Here is a 19,475-nt window from a genome sequence, read left to right on the forward strand (position 1 = left end):
GGGGAGCCACAAAAATGCTCCCTATTTTTTGTCTCCACCATCTTCTCAAAGTTTTGTCCCATCTAGCTTAGAGTTGCCTTGTCACCCTCTCAGGTTGAAAACAGAGTTTTCAACCTTTGCTTCCCTTCTCCTGTCGTAGGGTTTCATTGTGCCAAGAGTGAACATAATTTTGTATAAAAAAGCACAATCGAATAAATTCGTTGTGAAAAATTGGTTGCTTGGTAAAATAGAGGCGAAATCAGCACAATAAACTAACTCGTTCCCCAGGCTATGCTAGTAACCGAGTGGACTGACAAGTACCCACGAAGCATTCAATTTATGGGATGGAGGGTGAGTCTACACCACTGGTTTACTGCAACCACGCCTAAGTATAAATAAGCACCCTGCTACTAGTAGTATCTAGAGACTGAAAAATCCCCAAGGCAACAGCTAGGGAATAGTTACCTTAAGATATGTGGCATTACGTACTAGCCGTGGTAATTCAGATTACACAGTGGGATTAATAACAAACAAAAGCGGCTGTTGGTCTATTTCGGGAAACTCAACTTCCAGAGTATAAGTTGGGTTAAGTTGCTCACAACCTAACTCTACACTTAAGTATCCCGAAGTCGAAGATGTTGCCATTGCTAAAGTGCCACTTCCACGAAGTATCAAAGTTCCTTTAACAGGTAACTCAGCTTGAACAAGTAACTTCGTAAGTTTACCTTCAGATTGATACTCTACTCTGATGTTCAAATTACCGACAGTGGTTAGCCATTGTCTTTCTACCACTGGATTGGTTGCTGAAAGTGGTAGAGTCAAATTTTCCAGCAGTTGTTTAGCTGCCAGCAACGACAAAGCCATCTGTTGACGCGGCTGTAAATCTGAGTAATCGCTCTGAATATTGGGCATTGTCTCCAGAGTACTGACAGAGCGATAGGTACTTCTTAGCACCAATCCAGCTATATCATTTAATGCTTGAGACTCGTTGGGAAAAAAGTTCTCCACCACTTGAACTAATTTTGCCCCTAGAGGAACTGAAGATGTCACCAATGCCTGACACTGTTCCAGCAATTGCTGGAAAACTCTCTCCGGCAAGGGACAAGGCAGTTTCAGCTTCGACTGTTGTACCATCCATCCCCAGGTAGGAACGAGCGTCATTGACGGCTCATCAACAAAATCGGGATAGTCGATTAATTGTGTTTCCCAGGGAAACAAAGGTGGATGGTCTTGGGCTTGGATTTGTAACCGATGTTTAATGACGGCTTGAAAACGATCTTGCACAGTAGGAATTTCTCCCAATTGAAGGGTCTGGGGCGTTCCTCCCAATTTTGGCTCACTGCTTTTTGAAGCAGTGGCTTCATTGATGAGTTTTTTTACCCCGTCATTTTCCTCAGATTCTACCGATTGCTCGTTATTTTTGACATTATCTGTCAATAACCAACCGAGATACTGGTATTGTGAGGATTCTGAGTCACTATTCATGAGTAGATGCACCTGATCCGGACACTAATGAGTTACGAATTTCCCAAGCTTGCTCAAGAATCTTAAACCACCGTTTTTGAAGTTGTGCCATTGACAACCCTAAAGTTTTGGCAATTTTTTCATCGGCTTGTCCTTGCTGCTTCAACTCTAATAAAGACCGTTGCTTATTGTCCAGCTGTGCTGTGTATACTTGCCATTGCTGGGGAGTTAAGCCCAAATTGGTGTGCAAAGAAGCTTCTAGCCACTCGTGAACTAATTCCCAACGGTGTAATAAAGCAAACCGAATTAAATGATACTTGAAGCGCTGCTGTAAGTAATCTCTCTGACGAGGGGTTAAACCTAAAATTGACTCTATTTCTTGTGCTGAGAGATCCTGGAGGCGGAGGGAAAAGTAATCAGCACAGTCAGATTGTTGTCGTTGTTCGAGATAATTCATTAATTCTGTCACCACAACCGAACGCAAGGTATCTTCTTCCGGTTCGGGTTCGGCTTGCGTTGCCATTGTGGAGCGCAATTGATGCACTGCGGGTTCTTCCCAAGAACCATCGCCTTCGTTATTGCTACCTTCTGCGGCTTGTTCTATATCTACGCTGGTTTCTGGGGGCTGCTGTTGAGAAAAAGTTTGCGCCCGCAAGATAATTAGCTGCTGCTGACGGCCTGGTAAGGGAATGCGTCGTTTGCCGTAGCGCTCAGTAAATGCCATGTACTCAGATAATTCTAGAAGCGTCTGAGGGCGATAAGTCGCACCAAGTTGATTTTCTCGGCGGAAAGCGTTTAATGCTTCCAGATAAAAACTTTGTAAAAAATCTTCGATTATAGTCAGTCGCCCTTGATAACTCAATTGCTTCTGAGGCGGATTAATGTATCGATAAATAATTGCACTCAGAGTACTGTGTAATTCTACCCTGCCCCGATTTGAACCCAACTGATAGTACCTGAGACACTGTTGTAGCCGATGCCGAGCCAGGGTCATCGCCGAGCTTTCTACAGTTCCCGAAGCTTGAATACGTTTGCTCTCGTGGCAAATCCGATATACTTCGGTGGTAATACGTCTTGCTACATCATGGCAATTCTGTTCCGAAGCTTTGGTCGATTGTTGAAACTCCTTGGATAGGAGTTGAAAGATCACCTCCACGCCTTTAGAATTTTCTCCCAGAATATTTGCAGATGGAATTGTTGCGGTTGCGGCTGAATTCATAGTCTCAGTTTTCAAAAGACCTTAAGTATTTAAATACAACCTGTACGACTGTGGGTATTGGCTTTTTTGGTTTTACGTATAAGCTAAACGCAGACCAATCCTACATTCAGGATATGGCTGATTTTATTATTCCCAACTTGGATGGGATTGTTCACACTTTGATAGATGTTATTGCCATTACCCAGGAGCCGTATACAAGTCATTATGGATTTAGAAGCACAAATTCAATTGCTGATTGACAATGCACCCCGCGATGGTATAACACCAAATCTGATTGCAGCAATTGCTCCTGCCCTTAGAGCGATCGCTCAAAAATTACGTCACTCCCAGTACTATATTCTCCAAAATTCGGAGGCAAGCTGGGTTTTAACTACCTTGAGCAATCGTGCTAATCCAGGATTGGAAAAGCGAGTTATTTACGCTTTCCCTACCATACAGGATGTCTCTCTAATTTCCCCTGCTGGGCTTGACCCTCAAATGCTAGCTAAAATTGTTCCTGTCACCCATATTTTGTTCCAATTGGTGGCATTGGAACCCGTAGATAGTATCCTTTTTTTGGAAACGCCGGGTAAGACCACTCATACCGTTGAAATTCGGCGAACTGATCTAGAGAAACTCATGCAACAAAGGTTGCGAGAGCAGCGATCGCCTAAACAGATACCCCCTGATATTGCATAGAAAAATTTGGGATGTGGGATTTTTTAGATACAATCCCACATCCCAAATTTTAAAGCTCAAATTTATTTGAAAAAGTTTTTGATGAAAAGAAATTAATGCCAATTACTACCCTTTTAGTTCTTTAAAGAACCAGGCGATCGGCTTAATCTAAAATTGCTGAACAAACAGTTATCAGTGAACATTTTTCAAAATTTAGCTGACAACTGAGCCAAATTTCCCCACCTAAGAACATCTGGTAGGTTTAACTTGGCATCTAAAACCCCATTTTGTACCTAATAACTAATAACTGAGTTAATAGAGGCGACTCAGTGTGTACTCAGCTATGTTAATTAATGCCTGGTGAGATTCTGAGGGTGGGAGAACTGCAAGATGTTCAATTGCTAACTTCGCATGGTGAGCAGCTAACTCCCGCGCCTGGTGTATGCCTTGACTATCTTGAATTAGTGCTAGTGCTTGCTCTAAATCTCCATCTTGAGCAAATTCTCGTTCAATTAGCACTTCCAAGGATGGTTTTTGGGCTAAAGCAAATAAAACGGGCGCAGTCAGATTACCACTTTTAAGATCAGACCCCACTGGTTTACCCAAGGTATCTGTCGTACTGGTGAAATCTAGAATGTCGTCAACAATTTGAAATGCTATACCAAAATGACGACCGTAGCTATACAGATGCTCAACAGTTTCCCGCGAGACTTCACTAAGTAACCCAGCAGCTTTAGAACTGTTGGCGATTAACGAAGCTGTTTTGTAATAACTCTTCTGGAGGTAAGTTTCAATAGAGATACCAGCATCAAAACGATTTAGTCCCTGCTGGATCTCCCCAGTAGCCAGATCCATAATGACTTCTGAGAGGAGTTTCACAACCTCCAAATTGTCCAAGTTTGCTAAATACCAGGACGATTGGGCAAAAAGAAAATCTCCTGCTAATATGGCAATGCGATTACCGAACAAACTATGAACGGTAGGAACGCCTCGCCGCACGTCTGATTCATCTACCACATCGTCATGTACCAAGCTTGCTGTGTGAATCATTTCTGTAATCTCAGCTAGGCGGCGATGACGCGGTGTAATATCTTGCTCTAACATTGTTGCCCGCGATATTAGCAGGACAATTGCTGGTCTGATACGCTTTCCCCCAGCTCCGAATAAATGTTCGGCTGCTGCAAACAAAATGGGGTGGCGATTTCCAACTAGCTGTTTTAGGTTATCTGCTAGTAGTCGCAGGTCTGCTTCCACAGGGGTAAACAGGGAGGTGGCTGGGGTCATGGATGGGCGGACTCTGACTTAGGTTACGAAAGTTTACATATCCTACACTCATTTTAAGATAACCCTGTGCCAGCGCAAAGTTTTCATCAGACAATCCCATTTTTATCAGCCTATTGGTGTTAATTAAGATTAACGACGTGTTTGTCAATAAGCAATTATGCTTAATTTTGCAGAAATTCGAGTTTTAAATTAACTTAAAATATGAATTATCAGTACACGTAAACAAATGCCAGCTTTAATTGTATTAGGTAGTTTGTAAGTACAAGTTTATCGCCACAGATCAAAGCAAAATTCAAGCAATATTACTTATTGACAAAATGGATATAATTTAAATTAAGTTGAGAATGGATAAAACTAAATTTCTTCAGAACTGAAGTGTAGCTATTCAAAAAATTTGAAATTTAGCAGTGGAATGGGCTTCAAATTCAGGGTCGTTGTGTTACGCTAAATTATAGGAATTTTAAATTTTTCAGATATTCACACCCCAAAGTACTTCACTTACTAAGTGATTTTACTTAATTGTTGATGTGAGTCTAAAATAATTAGTCGTAGCTTAGATTAAGGGAATAATCCCTTTGATTTTTCCTACGATATGCAAAACTCCTGGCTTGGAGCTATGCTATATCCCTATGGGAAGCCGCTACACGTCTTCAGCGCACGTTGAGCGCAAGCATTGCTCTTTTCACAGCAGTGTGAGTAAAAATAACGCAGATCAAGTAGACCGCTGAGAATCGTAGTTTTAGATTGCTAAACGGCAATCTAACTGCTGTGGATCTATGGTCTGCAAGAAGTCTCATTAGACAATAAATTCTTTGTCCGTAGAGAATTTTATCTCTATAGGTAATTTTACCATAGGAAGCTACAGCAATCAAGAATGTACTTGGTTGGCTGAGGTTCTACTAATTTTATGGAATTTTATATTCGTTTGAAAGGGTGCTAGTAGAACAATGATTTACGGAAGTATACCTATGATGATTTTTATTTTAGCGTCTGGATATTTGTTCACAGTCTACCTGTTATTGGCACTGGCAAAGCGAACGGGCACAAAAACTGTTCCTAAAAGTTTTCCTTCATCTGGCGAAGGAAAACACAAGCAGGAGATATCAATAAGGGCAAAGGTAACTGAAGCTGTTAATAGTCAGTAGTGGGTAGTGAGGAGTTAGGAGTTAGGAGTTATTAATTCAAAACTTTTAACTCCTTATACTGATTGCATCTGAGGTTGCTTACGAACAAGGGGATTTTGCCCCTTGCCTTACTAGCTTGATTTTGTAAAGTTTCACAAAGAATTGGGATAAACCTCGTCTAGCTTGAAACCTGGGGTTTTTCTGCCAAAAAATATAAAAAACATTAGAAATGCCCTTGGTCTCAATCGTTCTATTTGTTTGGGTCGTTTTTATCCTTTTTGTCCTTGGGATCTTTTTTAGGTTTTTTAACTTCTTTATTACTTTTTCTTTCCTTTGACATTAGCGTTCTCCAACTAGGTTATTCAGTGAAAGCTTCCATAATTATGCCGTCAGGAAATCAGGAGATGACTTACCTGATATTCTTGTAAGGCAAAAAAGAAAGTATCAAACATCAATGCTACTAACTACAATGATACGGTGTTGTTTGATTTAATGTAGCTTGAATCCATATTGCTAGAGGTTGCCCAAATTTCATCACGATTCAGGTTACAGAGGAGAATTTTCTTTTCTGGCAATCATAACCGAAGTAAATCGGCTGAAATAATTAAAGATTTGCAAGATATACGCAAATAATAGCCAAAACCACACGCGGTAGGGGTAATATCATGAATTGCCTCTACTGCGTGTGGTTTTGCGTAAATTCTATTCTAACTCCCTTGACTATTGCTCCAACAATTTCAATCGTTGCCACCAACGATTGAGGGGATAATAGACCACAGGTGCCCACAGACTACTAAGAATGGCAGAGGCGAGGGCGACACGCTGGTAATATGTCCAAATATCTGTTACTTTGCGCTCATTTCCTATCAAAGTTAATTGCAACCCAAAGATAGTTTCTGCCAAAACTGCCATCACAAAGACAATTACAGCAATCGAAATAAAGTCTTCTTCAATAAAACGCTGTTTCTGGAGTAGACCAGTTAAAATTCCCACAATTCCTAAACTGATGGCGTGAGTGGGGTTAGGTGCTGTCATGGAATCTTGAAGTAGCCCCAGAACTATACCTGCCAAGGCTCCGGCAAATACTGTGCGCTTCACACTCCAAGTTACCACCCAAATTAATAGCCAGTTAGGGCCAATTCCCAATAATTCCATACCTGGCAGGCGGGTTGGTAATAATAGTAAACATAACAGTACAGAACTAGCAGTCACTATCCAACTAAACAACTGCCGTACACCGGGATGCCAACGAGAAAGCGGCTGGATTCGGAATTTCGATTTTCGCTCTGACGATTTTGGCTTTTTCTGCCTGCTAATACCAAATGCAGGAATCTTCATTTTTCTATGGATTTTTAAGCGAGAATTTACTTAGAATTTTGCGGCAGTTGATTGGCCGACTTTTCGTTTTCCGGCTCTTGGTTTTCTGGCTTTGGATAAACTGCTACCCAATCAAGAGAGCGAATTGGCGGAAAAAGCTCAATTTTCGCTACTGATGCGGGAAGTTTCTTTAAATCCAGCGACTTAATTCGTCCTACTGCCAAGCCAGATGGAAATTTCTGACTATAGGTAGATGTGGAAACTAAATCTCCTATTTTGACATTTGGGACTTTTTCATAAAACTCCAGCACAGCTTCGGCAGAAGAATCTCCTCGCAAAACACCTTTAGCTGCTGTGCGGCTAACTGATACACCAACTTGACTCTTGAGGTCACTGATTAACAACACACGGCTAGTATTGGGGGTTACACTCTCCACCAAACCGACTAATCCGCCATCGGCCTTGACTACAAAGCCTTCCTGAATCCCTGCATTCGCGCCGCGATTCAGAGTAACTTGTTGCCACCACTGGTCAGCACTACGTCCTACTACCCTGGCTGGAATTGGCCGTGATGCCAGTGGCTCTTTTTCCACATAGCCTAATAAATCTTGTAGCTTTGTCTTTTGACTTTCCAAATCTACTATACGGGTTTGCAATTCTAATATCCGGGCATCTCTGATACGTTCTTCTGGAGTTGGCCCTGACTGCAACATCTCTAATGGACGGGTAAGTGCCTGGTATGTCTCAAGCACCAATTCACCTTGAGTTTGTCGCAATACCCAAGCACTACCAATTACTAGAGCTAACAACCCAATTTGTAAGCCTTTACGATCCCACCAGCGCCGTATTGTAACCATATATACCTTTATCTACTTATACAATTAAGTTCTATTTGGATTCTATTTATATAGAACCCAAATAGAACTCAAATAGAACTCAAGTATGATATTTTTTTGCTACATATTGCGAGAGCTTTCGGTAACAACCCGTTCTAGCTGTTTGAAGTTTTCTAACACCCGACCTGTTCCCAGCACAACACAACAGAGAGGGTCGGCGGCGATGTGAGTCACAATCCCTGTTTCATGACTGATTAAGGTATCTATGCCTTTGAGCAAAGCACCACCCCCAGCTAACATAATCCCTCTGTCAATAATGTCTGCTGCTAGTTCTGGAGGTGTACGTTCCAGTGTCCGCTTCACAGCTTCTATAATTACTGATAGTGGTTCCAACATACTTTCACGGATTTCTGGGCCTTTGATGGTTACAGTTCGCGGTAGACCAGAAAGCAGGTGTAAGCCTCGGATTTCCATCATGGCATCATTATCATCATGGGTAGGATACGCAGAACCAAGCCGAATCTTGATGTCTTCAGCAGTCCGTTCACCAATGACTAAGTTATGAACTTTTTTAATATACTGAATGATTGAATCAGTTAGTTCATCCCCAGCAATGCGTACTGATTCGCTGATTACCGTGCCCTGAAGACTTAGCACTGCGACTTCGGTTGTACCACCACCAATATCGATAATCATGTTGCCAGTGGGTTCGGCAACTGGTAATCCTGCACCAATGGCGGCAGCTACAGGTTCATCGATTAAATAAACTTTTCTTGCTCCTGCTTGGTGAGCTGCATCCATCACAGCCCGTCTTTCTACACCCGTGACCCCACTGGGAATACCAATGACAATTCGGGGTAAAATTAAAGATTTACCTTCATTTACACGCTGAATAAAGCTTTTCAGCATTAGCTCGGCTATATCGAAATCAGCGATTACACCATCGCGCAAGGGGCGGAGGGCAATCACATTTCCAGGTGTGCGGCCGAGCATTTTTTTGGCTTCTTCTCCTACTGCTAGTGCTACCTTTTCGTTGACATCGATAGCAACTACAGAAGGCTCTTGCAGTACAATACCTTTCCCAGATACATAAACCAGGGTGTTAGCAGTACCGAGGTCGATACCCATATCCCATGATGTGCGAAAGTTCCTAAAAATACCCACGCTTCTCTAAGCCCCCTATGTGCGATACTTCTTGACTACAACGGTAAGAGTGGATTCGATTATCTTTGTATCCTGAGTTCAGAAAACTAAACTATATTGTTATATGATTCCCAGGAATATTTGCTATGTCTCAGTCCCTTGTTTTTTGATATTCTCTGGTTTGCTTAGTATATCCGTATACTTTTATGTGTTTCTCCAAGTAGTTATGTATAATTTTTCAATTCCACTATATTGTTAACTGTTTAACACATTATTTTCAAGTGTTTCACAATTCGCTATGATGAAAGTCGGAATTAACAAGTACACCTGTACTGAAAGGTAAAACCTATGAGTATCAATATTGTCACCCTTGTTGGCCGTGTAGGCGGCGACCCAGATATAAAATATTTTGAGTCTGGTAGTGTTAAGTGTAGATTGACATTAGCGGTAAAAAGGCGATCGCGCAACAGCGACGAACCTGACTGGTTCACTCTGGAATTATGGGATAAAACGGCTGAAGTAGCAGGCAATTATGTGCGTAAAGGCAGCTTAATTGGCATCAAAGGTTCCTTAAAGTTTGACACATGGAGCGATCGCCAAACAGGAGCAAACCGTTCTACACCAATTATTAGAGTAGACCAACTAGAATTATTAGGCTCTAAGCGCGATGGAGAGGGCGGTGGAGATATGTCTTCAGAACATTTTTAATTGATTGGGAATTGGGAATTGGGAATTGATTTAGTCCTTTGCCCTCACAAATGACAAAGGACTAATGACAAATGACTAATAACTAATTTGTAAAGTCACCGATGCTTCGACTTCCTGTTCACCACCAACGACAGGGGTGGAAGAATCAGCTACCTTGGCAGCTTCAGCCCGTAAAAACATGGTTGGTGGAGGTGGACTAGCATTATTAACTTGAATGCTGACTATTTCTTTGGATTTGAAACCCAAAGCACTGAAAACAGCATCAGCTTGCTGCTGGGCATCTTGGGTGGCTTCTTTTAGTGCTTGTTTTTGAGCAGATGCGATCGCTTCATCATTCGCAACAAAACTAATACCATTAATTTGTGTTGCACCCGCTTTCACTGCATCATCTAATAATGTACCAGCTTTCTCTGTGGGAATCCTAAAACTCACCGTATTACTGGCGGCATAGCCTGTAATTTTCTGCACATTATTGGTGTAGCTGTAAACGGGATTCAAGCGGATACCAGTAGTTTGTAATTTTTCGACATTTTGGCTTTTGAGGAACGCAACTACAGCCGATGACTTCCGGGCGGCTTCTTGCTGTACCTCTTGTGCTGTTTTCCCCTGAATCTCCACTCCTAAGCTAACTTCCGCCAAGGTTGTCGGAATCGTTTCAACTCCGCGACCACTGACACTAAGGGTTCGCCACATTTTCTCCTTCTCTTGCGCCAATGCCGGTAGTACAAAAGTTGCACATACTAGCAGGGCTAAAGGCAGTATTTTCCACAGGTTTCCAGATGGAAACTGAGAACCGGGTAAAGCGGCTCTAGTCATAAGATTTGCACTCCTCAAAGTATCCACAGATGTTTTTAATAAGCGTATTTAGCAATCTTCTGGCGGCTGTTAAAAGTCAACAGTCACCACAAGTTTTTCACAACTTAAGTGCGATCGCTAGATACGATTTGTATGTTCTTACTTTGACACTGCGATCGTCAAAAGCTGAAATGGTTACATTTTTTGATACTAAAAAAATTACACCAACATTTTTAAAGATTTTGTCATGATGGTAAATTGATTCACCGACTTTGACAGACTGCAACTTTCTAAACTGTCTGTAGCCTGGGTTTGCGAAGTTTTTTGATAGCGCTTGGTTAAGTAGACAAATGGCACAAATTAAGTTTTTGAACCTGCCAATAGCGTCTCCACAGATAGATGTTTTTCAGAAACACGTCAAAATCAAAGAGAAGGATTTTCACAGAACCCATGCATTTGTTAGATCCAATTAACTTCTCTTTTCCTCTGCTGGCTACTGCAACAGCAGCCGCAGACAGTTCAATGGTAGTAGCCGCAGTGCTACTAAGCTTAGTAGTCGTTTACCTCGCCAGCAAAGTTGGTGGAGAGTTATCAAACAAAGTGGGTTTGCCGCCCGTTTTAGGCGAACTAGTCGGTGGTGTGGTAGTAGGCATCTCTGTTTTCCACCTTTTAGTATTTCCAGAAGGCAGCACAGACAGTTCTAACTCTTTGATCATGTCTTTCCTTCAGATCACTGCTGGTTTAAGTCCTGAAGCCACTCCAGCCGTGTTTGCAGCACAGTCTGAGGTCATTTCTGTTTTGGCAGAGTTGGGTGTGATCATTCTGCTGTTTGAAATTGGCTTGGAGTCAAACTTAAAAGACTTAATGGCAGTTGGTATCCAAGCCACCGTCGTCGCAGTAGTGGGAGTAGTAGTACCCTTTGCGGCTGGTACTGTGGGATTGATGACTTTATTTGGAATTGCTGCTGTACCCGCAATTTTTGCTGGGGCGGCTTTGACTGCCACTAGTATTGGGATTACTTCCAAGGTGCTGTCAGAGTTGGGACGGCTCAATTCTAAAGAAGGGCAGATTATTTTGGGTGCTGCTGTAATTGACGATGTTCTAGGAATCATCGTTTTGGCGGTAGTTGCCAGCCTCGCTAAAGATGGTGTGGTGGATGTTAGCAAAGTTATTTATTTGATTATCAGCGCCACTGGTTTTATTTTGGGAGCAATTCTACTAGGGAATTTTTTCAATAAGTCCTTTGTAGCGATCGCTGATCAACTCAAAACACGCGGCGGATTGGTAATACCAGCATTCATCTTCGCCTTTGCTATGGCATACCTTGCTGCCGTCATCCACTTAGAAGCGATTTTGGGAGCTTTTGCGGCGGGTTTAGTCCTAGAAGAGACAGAGAAGCGTAAAGAATTGCAAACGCAAGTCTGTCCTATTGCCGATATGTTAGTGCCAATTTTCTTTGTGACTGTTGGGGCAAAAACTGATTTGGGAGTGTTAAACCCAGCAATTCCCGATAATCGAGAAGGTTTAATTATGGCAACTTTCCTGATTACAGTAGCCATTCTCGGTAAAGTAATCACAGGCTTGAGCGTGTTTGGTCAACCAGAAATCAACCGTTTAGCGATCGGTGTGGGGATGATTCCTAGAGGAGAAGTTGGATTAGTGTTTGCTGGTGTCGGCGCAGCCAGTGGCGCTCTCTCGAAACCACTAGGGGCGGCAATTATTATGATGGTTATCTTGACAACCTTTTTAGCTCCTCCCTTGTTACGATTTGTGTTTCCAGATCCAAAAACTGTGGATGCAGGCTCAGACCAACTGGTTTTAGATGGTTCCTCTGGAACCTCGTTGGTAATTGAACCACCTAAGTCGAAGGTGCCAGCATCAGAAGTAACTCCAGAATCTGGCGATCGCTAATCAAAATCTTGGGTAAATTCTTACTGAGTTCTGAGTGATTTTCCCTCGGAACTCAGCACTCTAAATTCAGTAAAATCACCGTATTTTGAAGATTCTGCAATTATAAAGTGGAAACTTCTCTCTCCAAATTTCCGTCCCATCTGATTGTAGAATAATCGTCTGTTTATAATTTCTATCAGCATTCGGAATGTTATTTATTTCCACTCTCCCTAGGCTTGTAAGCCATTATCTGAATATTTTCCAGGTAATTGGGGAGTAACACCCATAAATTTTGCTAGATCGTCTGACAGTAATGGGAATTATCTACTTAGTGCATTGATGGCAAAAAATAAAAAACAGTTATCAGTGAACGGTTATCAGTTATTAGTTTTCTAGCTTCCTTGGGAGTCAGATTCATCCACCTCCAAAGTGGAAGATTTTATATTGGGATTTCAAGCAAATATGAAATCTGATAACTGATTTAAGCGTGTCTTTATACCAGCTTAAAAATCAAACAAGGCATCAAAGAGCGAGTTTAGGTGGTGACGGCGTGATGATTTCCCAATGAGTTGAGATATTGAACAAGAAAGAGGCAAGGGAGCAGGGAGCAGGGGAGATAGAACAGAAAGGGGATTCGACCCCACCTGTTGCGCTCAATCCCGAAGGGTACGAGAACTACTGGTGGAGAAGTGGGAGACTCAGACCCATTTTCCGCTCTATTTCACAGCAGGAGGATGGGGTCATTTCCCCTGCTCTCTTCTCCCTCTCCCCCTTCCCTCTTCGTTGACAACTCCCATGAACGTGAATTAGGAGAAAGAACTGTGAAATTACACTGGTTACTACCCAGCACTATTGGAACTATCTTCATGCTATCGTCGCCTGTAATGGCTGCGAAACTTGAATCTTGGCGCTTTGATGCCAATCAAAACAGGCTGGAAATTAATACTGTGGGAGCAGTTCAACCCCAGGCACAATTAATTTTCAACCCCACTCGGCTGGTAATTGATTTGCCAGGAACAACATTTGGCCGTCCACAGCTAACCCAACAGGTGGGTGGGGGAATTCGCTCGATTCGGGTTGGGCAGTTTGATACAGAAACGACACGCATAGTTGTAGAACTGACACCTGGTTATACTTTAGACCCCAAACGAGTCCAATTTGTTGGGACATCTGGCGATCGCTGGACGGTGCAATTACCTAGACCAGAAGTTGATCGAGTAGCTTCATTTCCTGCCTCACCTCCCAGAAGTGCTTACAGTGTCGTTACCCCAGATTCTGAGCGGCAACCTAGTATTTCAAGGGTTGCCACTACTACTACACGCGGGGCGACGCAAATTGAAAGCTTGACAGTAACAGGCGATGGGTTATTCCTCCGTACCAGTGGTGGTAATCCGGGGATTAAGACAATTCGCAGCCGCGATCGCGCCAGTATCTTCATAGATATCTCTGACGCATCTTTATCATCACGTCTGGCGCAACAGAATAATCAGCCTGTTAACAAACATGGTATTAGCCGCGTCGAATTCACCCAACTACAAAACCAAACTCCTATCGTTCGCTTGACTTTGCGGGTAGATAAAAATAGTCCAGATTGGCAAGCAACTAATAGTAACAGTGGTGGTTTGGTGGTTTTACCTAGTCGCGTTGTCAGATTACCTGGAAGTAGTAATTCGGACAATCAATCACAACCACCCTCCTTCCCTAGCAGATTATCTGCTGCTAACGACTCCCCAGCAACCATTGAATCTGTGCAACTGGCTGATAATGGCAGACAACTGCTGATTAGAGCCGACCAAACTTTATCTGCTACGGGAACCTGGGATAGATCATCTGGTGTGTTCCGTGTCACAATTAACAATGCCAAGTTAGCTCCCAGAGTTACAGGCCCTACTTTTGCCCCCAATAGCCCAATTCTCCGGGTACGTCTGCAACCCCAAGCAGCCAACACAGTCGTTGTTTTAGTTCAACCAGCACCTGGAGTACAACTCGATCAACCCCAGCAAATCGGCGACCAGCTTTTGGCTATACCAATACAAGGTTCTCGTCGAATTGTTTCTCTCCCCGGAAGACCCTCCTATGGTTTACCTGGGCTACCGCCGCCAAATAGGGGGCCATTCCCAGACCCAAACAATCCCAATCCCCAGCCCCAATTCCAACCACAGCGCCGAGTTACCAATGGACGAGTGGTAGTCATTATTGACCCAGGACATGGCGGTAAAGATTCAGGAGCAGTGGGCATTGGGAGAGTACTCGAAAAGGATATTATTTTGCCTATTAGCAAAAGGATAGCTCAGGTTTTGCAGCAAAATGGCATACAAGTCGTTATGACGCGGGATTCTGACTATTTCGTCACCCTTCCCGGACGGGTGCAATTAGCAGAGCGAGCTAACGCTGATGTATTTGTTAGCATCCACGCTAATTCGGCTGGTGCAAGTCGTCCAGATGTCAGTGGCTTGGAAACGTATTATTACGACAGCGGTTTGGGTCTAGCTCGCGTTGTCCATAACAGTATTCTCCAAAGCGTAAATGTCAGAGATAGGGGAGTGCGGCGAGCCAGATTTTATGTCCTCAGAAAAAGTTCCATGCCTTCTATTCTTGTAGAAACAGGTTATTTGACTGGTCGAGATGATAACGCTAAACTCAGAAGCTCCGCTTACCAAAATCAAATGGCAGATGCGATCGCTCGTGGTGTTCTTCAGTATTTAAAGAGAAGATAAGTAATTTAGTCGAAATTATTGAGTAAATACATCTAATCTTTACCATGTTTATCCAATTTAGTAGTAAAACCAATTTAAGTATTATTGCGGCGGGACAAGAGTAGCATCTTTGTTATTGTCATCTGATGCTTTACAAGTCAAATTTATCTGGGCTAATCGATGGCATGGCAAAATCAGAGGAGCGTGCTATATTTTACGCCATTAGCTGTGTCTTAATCAGAGCGTAATACTCAAGTGTGTGCGGTGATGGTGTGAGGATTTGCCAATATATTGAAATTTTGACGGCTCCCATGAATGTGAATCAGGAGAAAAGACTGTGAAATTACGCTGGTTACTATCCAGTACTATTGGAACTATCTTCATGCTATCGTCGCCCGCAATGGCTGCGAAACTTGAATCTTGGCGTTTTGATGTCAATCAAAACAAGCTGGAAATAAATACTCTAGGGAATGTTCAACCCCAAGCACAATTAATTTTTAACCCCACTCGTTTGGTAATTGATTTACCAGGAACAACATTTGGCCGTCCGCAGCTAACCCAACAGGTGGGCGGTGCAATTCGCGCTATCCGTGTTGGACAGTTTGACGAACAAACAACACGCATAGTCGTTGAACTGACTCCTGGTTATACTTTAGACCCCAAGGGTGTACAATTTGTTGGTAGAACTGGCGAACGCTGGATGGTGCAATTACCCACACCAGTAGCCGAAAATGTTCCCTCAAGAAATACTGGTGGGCAACAACAAGCTATAGCAACACAACCTTCACCGAGAACATCTCCATCTGTGTTCTCACCCAGAGATATTTACAACGTGGTGAGAACCAGCCCTATTAATCCACCTAAAAACGGAATGCTTGCCGCCAGGGTAACTCAAATTGAGAACTTACAAGTTACAGGCGATGGTTTTTTCATCCGTACCAATGGTGGTAATCCTCAGATTCAGGTAAATCGTAGCAACGATCAAAGAGAAATTAACATCGACATTGCCAGCGCTACTTTATCACCAAGTCTAGAGCAACGCGATTTGTCGATTAATCGTTATGGTGTCAGCCGTATTCAGTTCAGCCAACTACAAACAAGTCCATCTGTTGTTCGCATGACTTTACAGGTGGATGAAAATGGTCAAAATTGGCGAGCAACTAATAGTAACAGTAGTGGTTTTATACTTTTGCCCAGTCGTGGCATTGCCCAGTTCCCTGGAGGTAATAGTAATAATCCACGCCCCATACCATCTAGTACAGCGACTATTGAGTCTGTGCAACTGGCTAATAATGGCACACAACTGCTAATTAGAGCAGACCAAGCTTTATCTGCAACAGGAGGCTGGGATAGAACCTCTGGTTTGTACCGCATTACCATCAACAATGCTCGGTTAGCTTCCCAAGTTACAGGCCCGACTTTTAATTCTAATAGCCCTATCTTGCGAGTCCGCTTGCAACCCCAAGAATCTAATACAGTCACCGTCTTGGTTCAGCCAGCAGCCGGAGTACAGATTGGCGAACTTAACCAAGTTGGCGACCAGCTTTTGGCTCTAGAATTACAACGTTCTGGTAGCGTTACACAACAGCCTATTGATTTACCTCCTTTATCGCCAAACCAAGGTCAATTCCCAAACCCCATAGATAATCCCCGGCCGATATCCCGCCCACAGCCTCGTCCCTCAGTTCCTAGAGGGAAATTATTAGTTGTGATTGACCCAGGACATGGTGGAAAAGACTCAGGCGCTCCTGGTCTAGGTGGACTTTTAGAAAAGGATGTAATTCTGCCTATCGGTAAAAGGGTAGCTGCAATTTTAGAGCAACATGGTGTACAAGCAGTACTAACGCGGGATGCTGACTTTTTCGTAGAACTTCAGGGACGGGTAGAAATTGCCGAGCGAGTTAATGCAACTGCGTTCGTCAGCATTCACGCTAATTCTGTTGATAATCGCCCTGATGTGAATGGGTTAGAAGTATATTACTACGATAGCGGTTATGCTTTGGCGGAAGTAGTTCGCAATACCATTCTGCAAAACATTGATACAATCAAAAACCGGGGAACCCGCAAAGCCAGATTCTACGTTCTCAGGAAAAGCTCTATGCCCTCGATTTTAGTAGAAACAGGTTATATGACTGGTCGAGAAGACAATCCCAGATTGGCATCCCGAGAGTATCAAAATCAGATGGCAGAAGCGATCGCTCGTGGCATCCTAAAATACTTACAGCAGAGGTAATATAGTACAATTCAGAATTCTGAATAGGTTACGTCCCGCTGTGCTAACAGAATTCAGGAGTAAAAAACGCTTTATACCTGGGTAAGTAAGTTGGCGCGAAAAAAGCCCAAGTATATTATGAAATGTAAATAGACTTTCAAGAGTATTGTTCAACAGCACCAAGGACAGATTTGGGCAGAAAGTCTGTTAGGAGTAGGAAGTACCTTTCATCTAACCCTACCAGTTCAGCATGAAGCGGTATAGCAAAACATCGTTGACAGGGCAATGATTAAGAAAATCAGAAATCTTGCCCATCTCATTATTATATTTTTCTACTGTAATAACCCAAGTTGCTAGTTATCAAAAAATGCGTGTTTTTAAGTACAAAACTCTAAAATTTAGTATTTAACAATACTAGTGAAAAATTGAGTTTTTGTATCAATTTGATCCCATTATCGTTTAGTAACTAGTAACTTAGGTTAATATGCTGATTGTATAAAAGATTGCTTGCCAACTTCTGCTACCGCTAAGGAATTGCAATTATGACCGAGCGAAAAGCCCCTACTCTTATTCAAGATTCTGCGCCCTCGAATATAGTAGCTAACAAGTATCCCACAATTGGACTGATTGAAGTTCCAGCAACGGGACTATACGATGCAGAAGGCAATAATTGGACTTCTTTATATAGACATCGTTCTTTAATTAGCAAACAAGTTTTAATCGCTGACTTGCAAGCAGGGGGATTTGATGCGCGATTGGTCAACCTTAGGGATGGGGATTATAGTCAAGAATTTGGGCAGATTTTCTGGAAAGGAATGACCTTGCGGAAAACTTATGTAGGTGGCGAAATTTTCGCTCTCGATCCTCACGCTTATGATGCCTGGGGAATTACAGTTAATTTCTCCCAAGACCGTCAAGTAAGCTGTATGATTGTTGAGCATCTGGCCAAAGGTGGTCGTCCCATTATCGTTGGGGGATCTGATGCTGTGGCTGAACCGCAACACTACTTGCAGGCTGGAGCAGCAGCAGTAGTTCAGGATAAATCCGGTGCAGCTAATTGGGCTATTCTCGACTATGTACTTGGAAAAACCCCACGGGAAGAACTGACGGGGGTAATTCTCGCAGATGGTAGACAATTTGCCAGGAAGACTAAAGCTAAAAGTCCAGAAGATTGGACTCTACCCTCCGTGGAAGTGGCTAGCGAATGTTTAGGGATGCTACCAAATGTACAGGGAGTTGTGCCGATTGGTTCGTTAGTGGCTGACATTGGTTGCGATCGCACCTGCGATTTTTGCATGACACCCACCTACGGCACTGGCTATCGCAGAATGACCCCAAAAACCGCCCTCAAATGGCTGGCTATTCAGAAAGAGGCGGGGGCTCGTTCGATCAATATCGGTTCCGATCAATTCCTCGCCCGTGGACTCTTTCCTGGGGGGCGAGAAGAGATCCTCGAAATTACCAATGGGGCGAGGGAGATGGGAATATCTCTGATGTGGCCTAATGGTTTAGAACTGCGGAAAGCCACGGTGGGACATGGACGCAACTACGACAATACCGATCTCAGCCCTGACGAAGAAGTTATTCAAGCACTGTTTGGCTGGGATGGCAAAGTAGGTTGTCCTTTAGCTTATATCCCTGCGGAACGTCCCGTTTTTGGGCGAGAAGCATACAGCAAGTTGTTGCCGTGGCAAGAGCATTGTACGTTGATGAAATCTGTCGTCAGAACTGGTATACCTGTTATTGCTTATGGCATTATTATCGGGCTACCAGATGATGACGATGATAGCTTGTTACATCTTGAGGAAGCGATCTCAGGACTCGTGGATGAACTCGTAGAGATTAACCCGGAATTGGAATTTCAGATTGCTGTGTATAGCATAGCCCCCTTGCCAGGAACTCCCCAATCCCAGAACTTACGCAAGTTAGGTCTGTTGCAGTTTGAAGACCCCTGTGTTTGGGGAGGGCTATGGACACCGACTTGCAATACTCATCACCTTACCTACGAGCAGGTTTCCGATTGGCAAATTCGTCTATCTAAGATTCGCAGATCAAAGACTGAATTTACTAACTATAGTGGGGAATATTCAGGGCTAATTAATAACTAACTATATTTACAGCGCTTCCTGCTGTTATGAAGTACATTTTATC

At 43.1% G+C, this 19,475-nt stretch carries 15 protein-coding genes; 8 read left to right on the forward strand and 7 right to left on the reverse strand.

Annotation, left to right across the window (positions count from 1 at the left end; genetic code table 11):
- Window positions 1-486: 486 nt before the first annotated feature.
- Together V7K69_RS24050 and hetZ are read right to left on the reverse strand one after the other, a co-directional pair.
- A complete protein-coding gene (locus tag V7K69_RS24050; protein WP_335038971.1) occupies window positions 487-1,464 on the reverse strand; it encodes a PatU in 978 nt (325 codons plus the stop codon).
- Complete coding sequence (hetZ, locus tag V7K69_RS24055) at window positions 1,457-2,662, reverse strand: heterocyst differentiation protein HetZ (RefSeq protein ID WP_114085764.1); 1,206 nt, start codon at window positions 2,660-2,662, stop codon at window positions 1,457-1,459. The genes V7K69_RS24050 and hetZ overlap by 8 nt, the downstream gene beginning before the upstream one ends.
- Window positions 2,663-2,866: 204 nt before the next feature.
- Here hetZ and V7K69_RS24060 point away from each other — a divergent pair, with 204 nt between their 5' ends.
- Entirely contained in the window at window positions 2,867-3,340 is a 474-nt protein-coding gene (locus tag V7K69_RS24060; protein WP_190962979.1) for a hypothetical protein, read from the forward strand.
- A 291-nt stretch (window positions 3,341-3,631) separates the two neighbouring features.
- Here V7K69_RS24060 and sds read toward each other — a convergent pair whose 3' ends face one another.
- Complete coding sequence (sds, locus tag V7K69_RS24065; RefSeq protein WP_335038975.1) at window positions 3,632-4,603, reverse strand: solanesyl diphosphate synthase; 972 nt, start codon at window positions 4,601-4,603, stop codon at window positions 3,632-3,634.
- Between the two features lie 947 nt (window positions 4,604-5,550).
- On the opposite strand from sds, the gene V7K69_RS24070 reads away from it, so the two are divergent.
- The gene (locus tag V7K69_RS24070; protein WP_335038977.1) at window positions 5,551-5,748 is read left to right on the forward strand and encodes a hypothetical protein; all 198 of its coding nucleotides are present in this window, start codon (window positions 5,551-5,553) and stop codon (window positions 5,746-5,748) included.
- 699 nt (window positions 5,749-6,447) lie between these two features.
- Here V7K69_RS24070 and mreD read toward each other — a convergent pair.
- The 3 genes from mreD to V7K69_RS24085 all read right to left on the reverse strand — a co-directional run bounded on the left by mreD (window position 6,448) and on the right by V7K69_RS24085 (window position 9,008).
- A complete protein-coding gene (mreD, locus tag V7K69_RS24075) occupies window positions 6,448-7,065 on the reverse strand; it encodes a rod shape-determining protein MreD (protein WP_335038979.1) in 618 nt (205 codons plus the stop codon).
- Window positions 7,066-7,091: 26 nt separating this feature from the next.
- The gene (mreC, locus tag V7K69_RS24080; RefSeq protein WP_335038981.1) at window positions 7,092-7,901 is read right to left on the reverse strand and encodes a rod shape-determining protein MreC; all 810 of its coding nucleotides are present in this window, start codon (window positions 7,899-7,901) and stop codon (window positions 7,092-7,094) included.
- 99 nt (window positions 7,902-8,000) lie between these two features.
- Window positions 8,001-9,008, reverse strand: a complete 1,008-nt coding sequence (locus tag V7K69_RS24085) for a rod shape-determining protein (RefSeq protein ID WP_094330992.1) — start codon at window positions 9,006-9,008, stop codon at window positions 8,001-8,003.
- A 363-nt stretch (window positions 9,009-9,371) separates the two neighbouring features.
- On the opposite strand from V7K69_RS24085, the gene V7K69_RS24090 reads away from it, so the two are divergent.
- A complete protein-coding gene (locus tag V7K69_RS24090; protein WP_012408517.1) occupies window positions 9,372-9,731 on the forward strand; it encodes a single-stranded DNA-binding protein in 360 nt (119 codons plus the stop codon).
- Between the two features lie 75 nt (window positions 9,732-9,806).
- On the opposite strand, the gene V7K69_RS24095 is transcribed toward V7K69_RS24090, so the two are convergent.
- Window positions 9,807-10,547 carry an SIMPL domain-containing protein gene (locus V7K69_RS24095; RefSeq protein WP_335038983.1) on the reverse strand — a complete coding sequence of 247 codons (741 nt, stop codon included), beginning with the start codon at window positions 10,545-10,547 and terminating at the stop codon, window positions 9,807-9,809.
- Window positions 10,548-10,576: 29 nt separating this feature from the next.
- Between V7K69_RS24095 and V7K69_RS24100 the strand changes: the two genes are divergently transcribed.
- The 5 genes from V7K69_RS24100 to V7K69_RS24120 all read left to right on the forward strand — a co-directional run bounded on the left by V7K69_RS24100 (window position 10,577) and on the right by V7K69_RS24120 (window position 19,432).
- Window positions 10,577-10,777, forward strand: coding sequence for a hypothetical protein (locus V7K69_RS24100; protein WP_190935691.1), 201 nt, complete (start codon window positions 10,577-10,579; stop codon window positions 10,775-10,777).
- Window positions 10,778-10,976: 199 nt separating this feature from the next.
- Window positions 10,977-12,437: a cation:proton antiporter gene (locus V7K69_RS24105; protein WP_335038986.1), complete on the forward strand. Its 1,461-nt coding sequence runs from the start codon at window positions 10,977-10,979 to the stop codon at window positions 12,435-12,437.
- Between the two features lie 800 nt (window positions 12,438-13,237).
- Entirely contained in the window at window positions 13,238-15,133 is a 1,896-nt protein-coding gene (locus V7K69_RS24110; protein WP_335038988.1) for an N-acetylmuramoyl-L-alanine amidase, read from the forward strand.
- A gap of 316 nt (window positions 15,134-15,449) precedes the next feature.
- Window positions 15,450-17,345, forward strand: a complete 1,896-nt coding sequence (locus V7K69_RS24115) for an N-acetylmuramoyl-L-alanine amidase (RefSeq protein ID WP_335038990.1) — start codon at window positions 15,450-15,452, stop codon at window positions 17,343-17,345.
- A 521-nt stretch (window positions 17,346-17,866) separates the two neighbouring features.
- On the forward strand, window positions 17,867-19,432 hold the full coding sequence (locus V7K69_RS24120) for a radical SAM protein (protein ID WP_335038993.1): 1,566 nt from the start codon (window positions 17,867-17,869) through the stop codon (window positions 19,430-19,432).
- The last annotated feature ends 43 nt before the right edge of the window (window positions 19,433-19,475 follow it).

This window comes from Nostoc sp. (assembly GCF_036917775.1).
In the GTDB taxonomy this organism is placed as follows: Bacteria; Cyanobacteriota; Cyanobacteriia; order Cyanobacteriales; family Nostocaceae; genus Nostoc.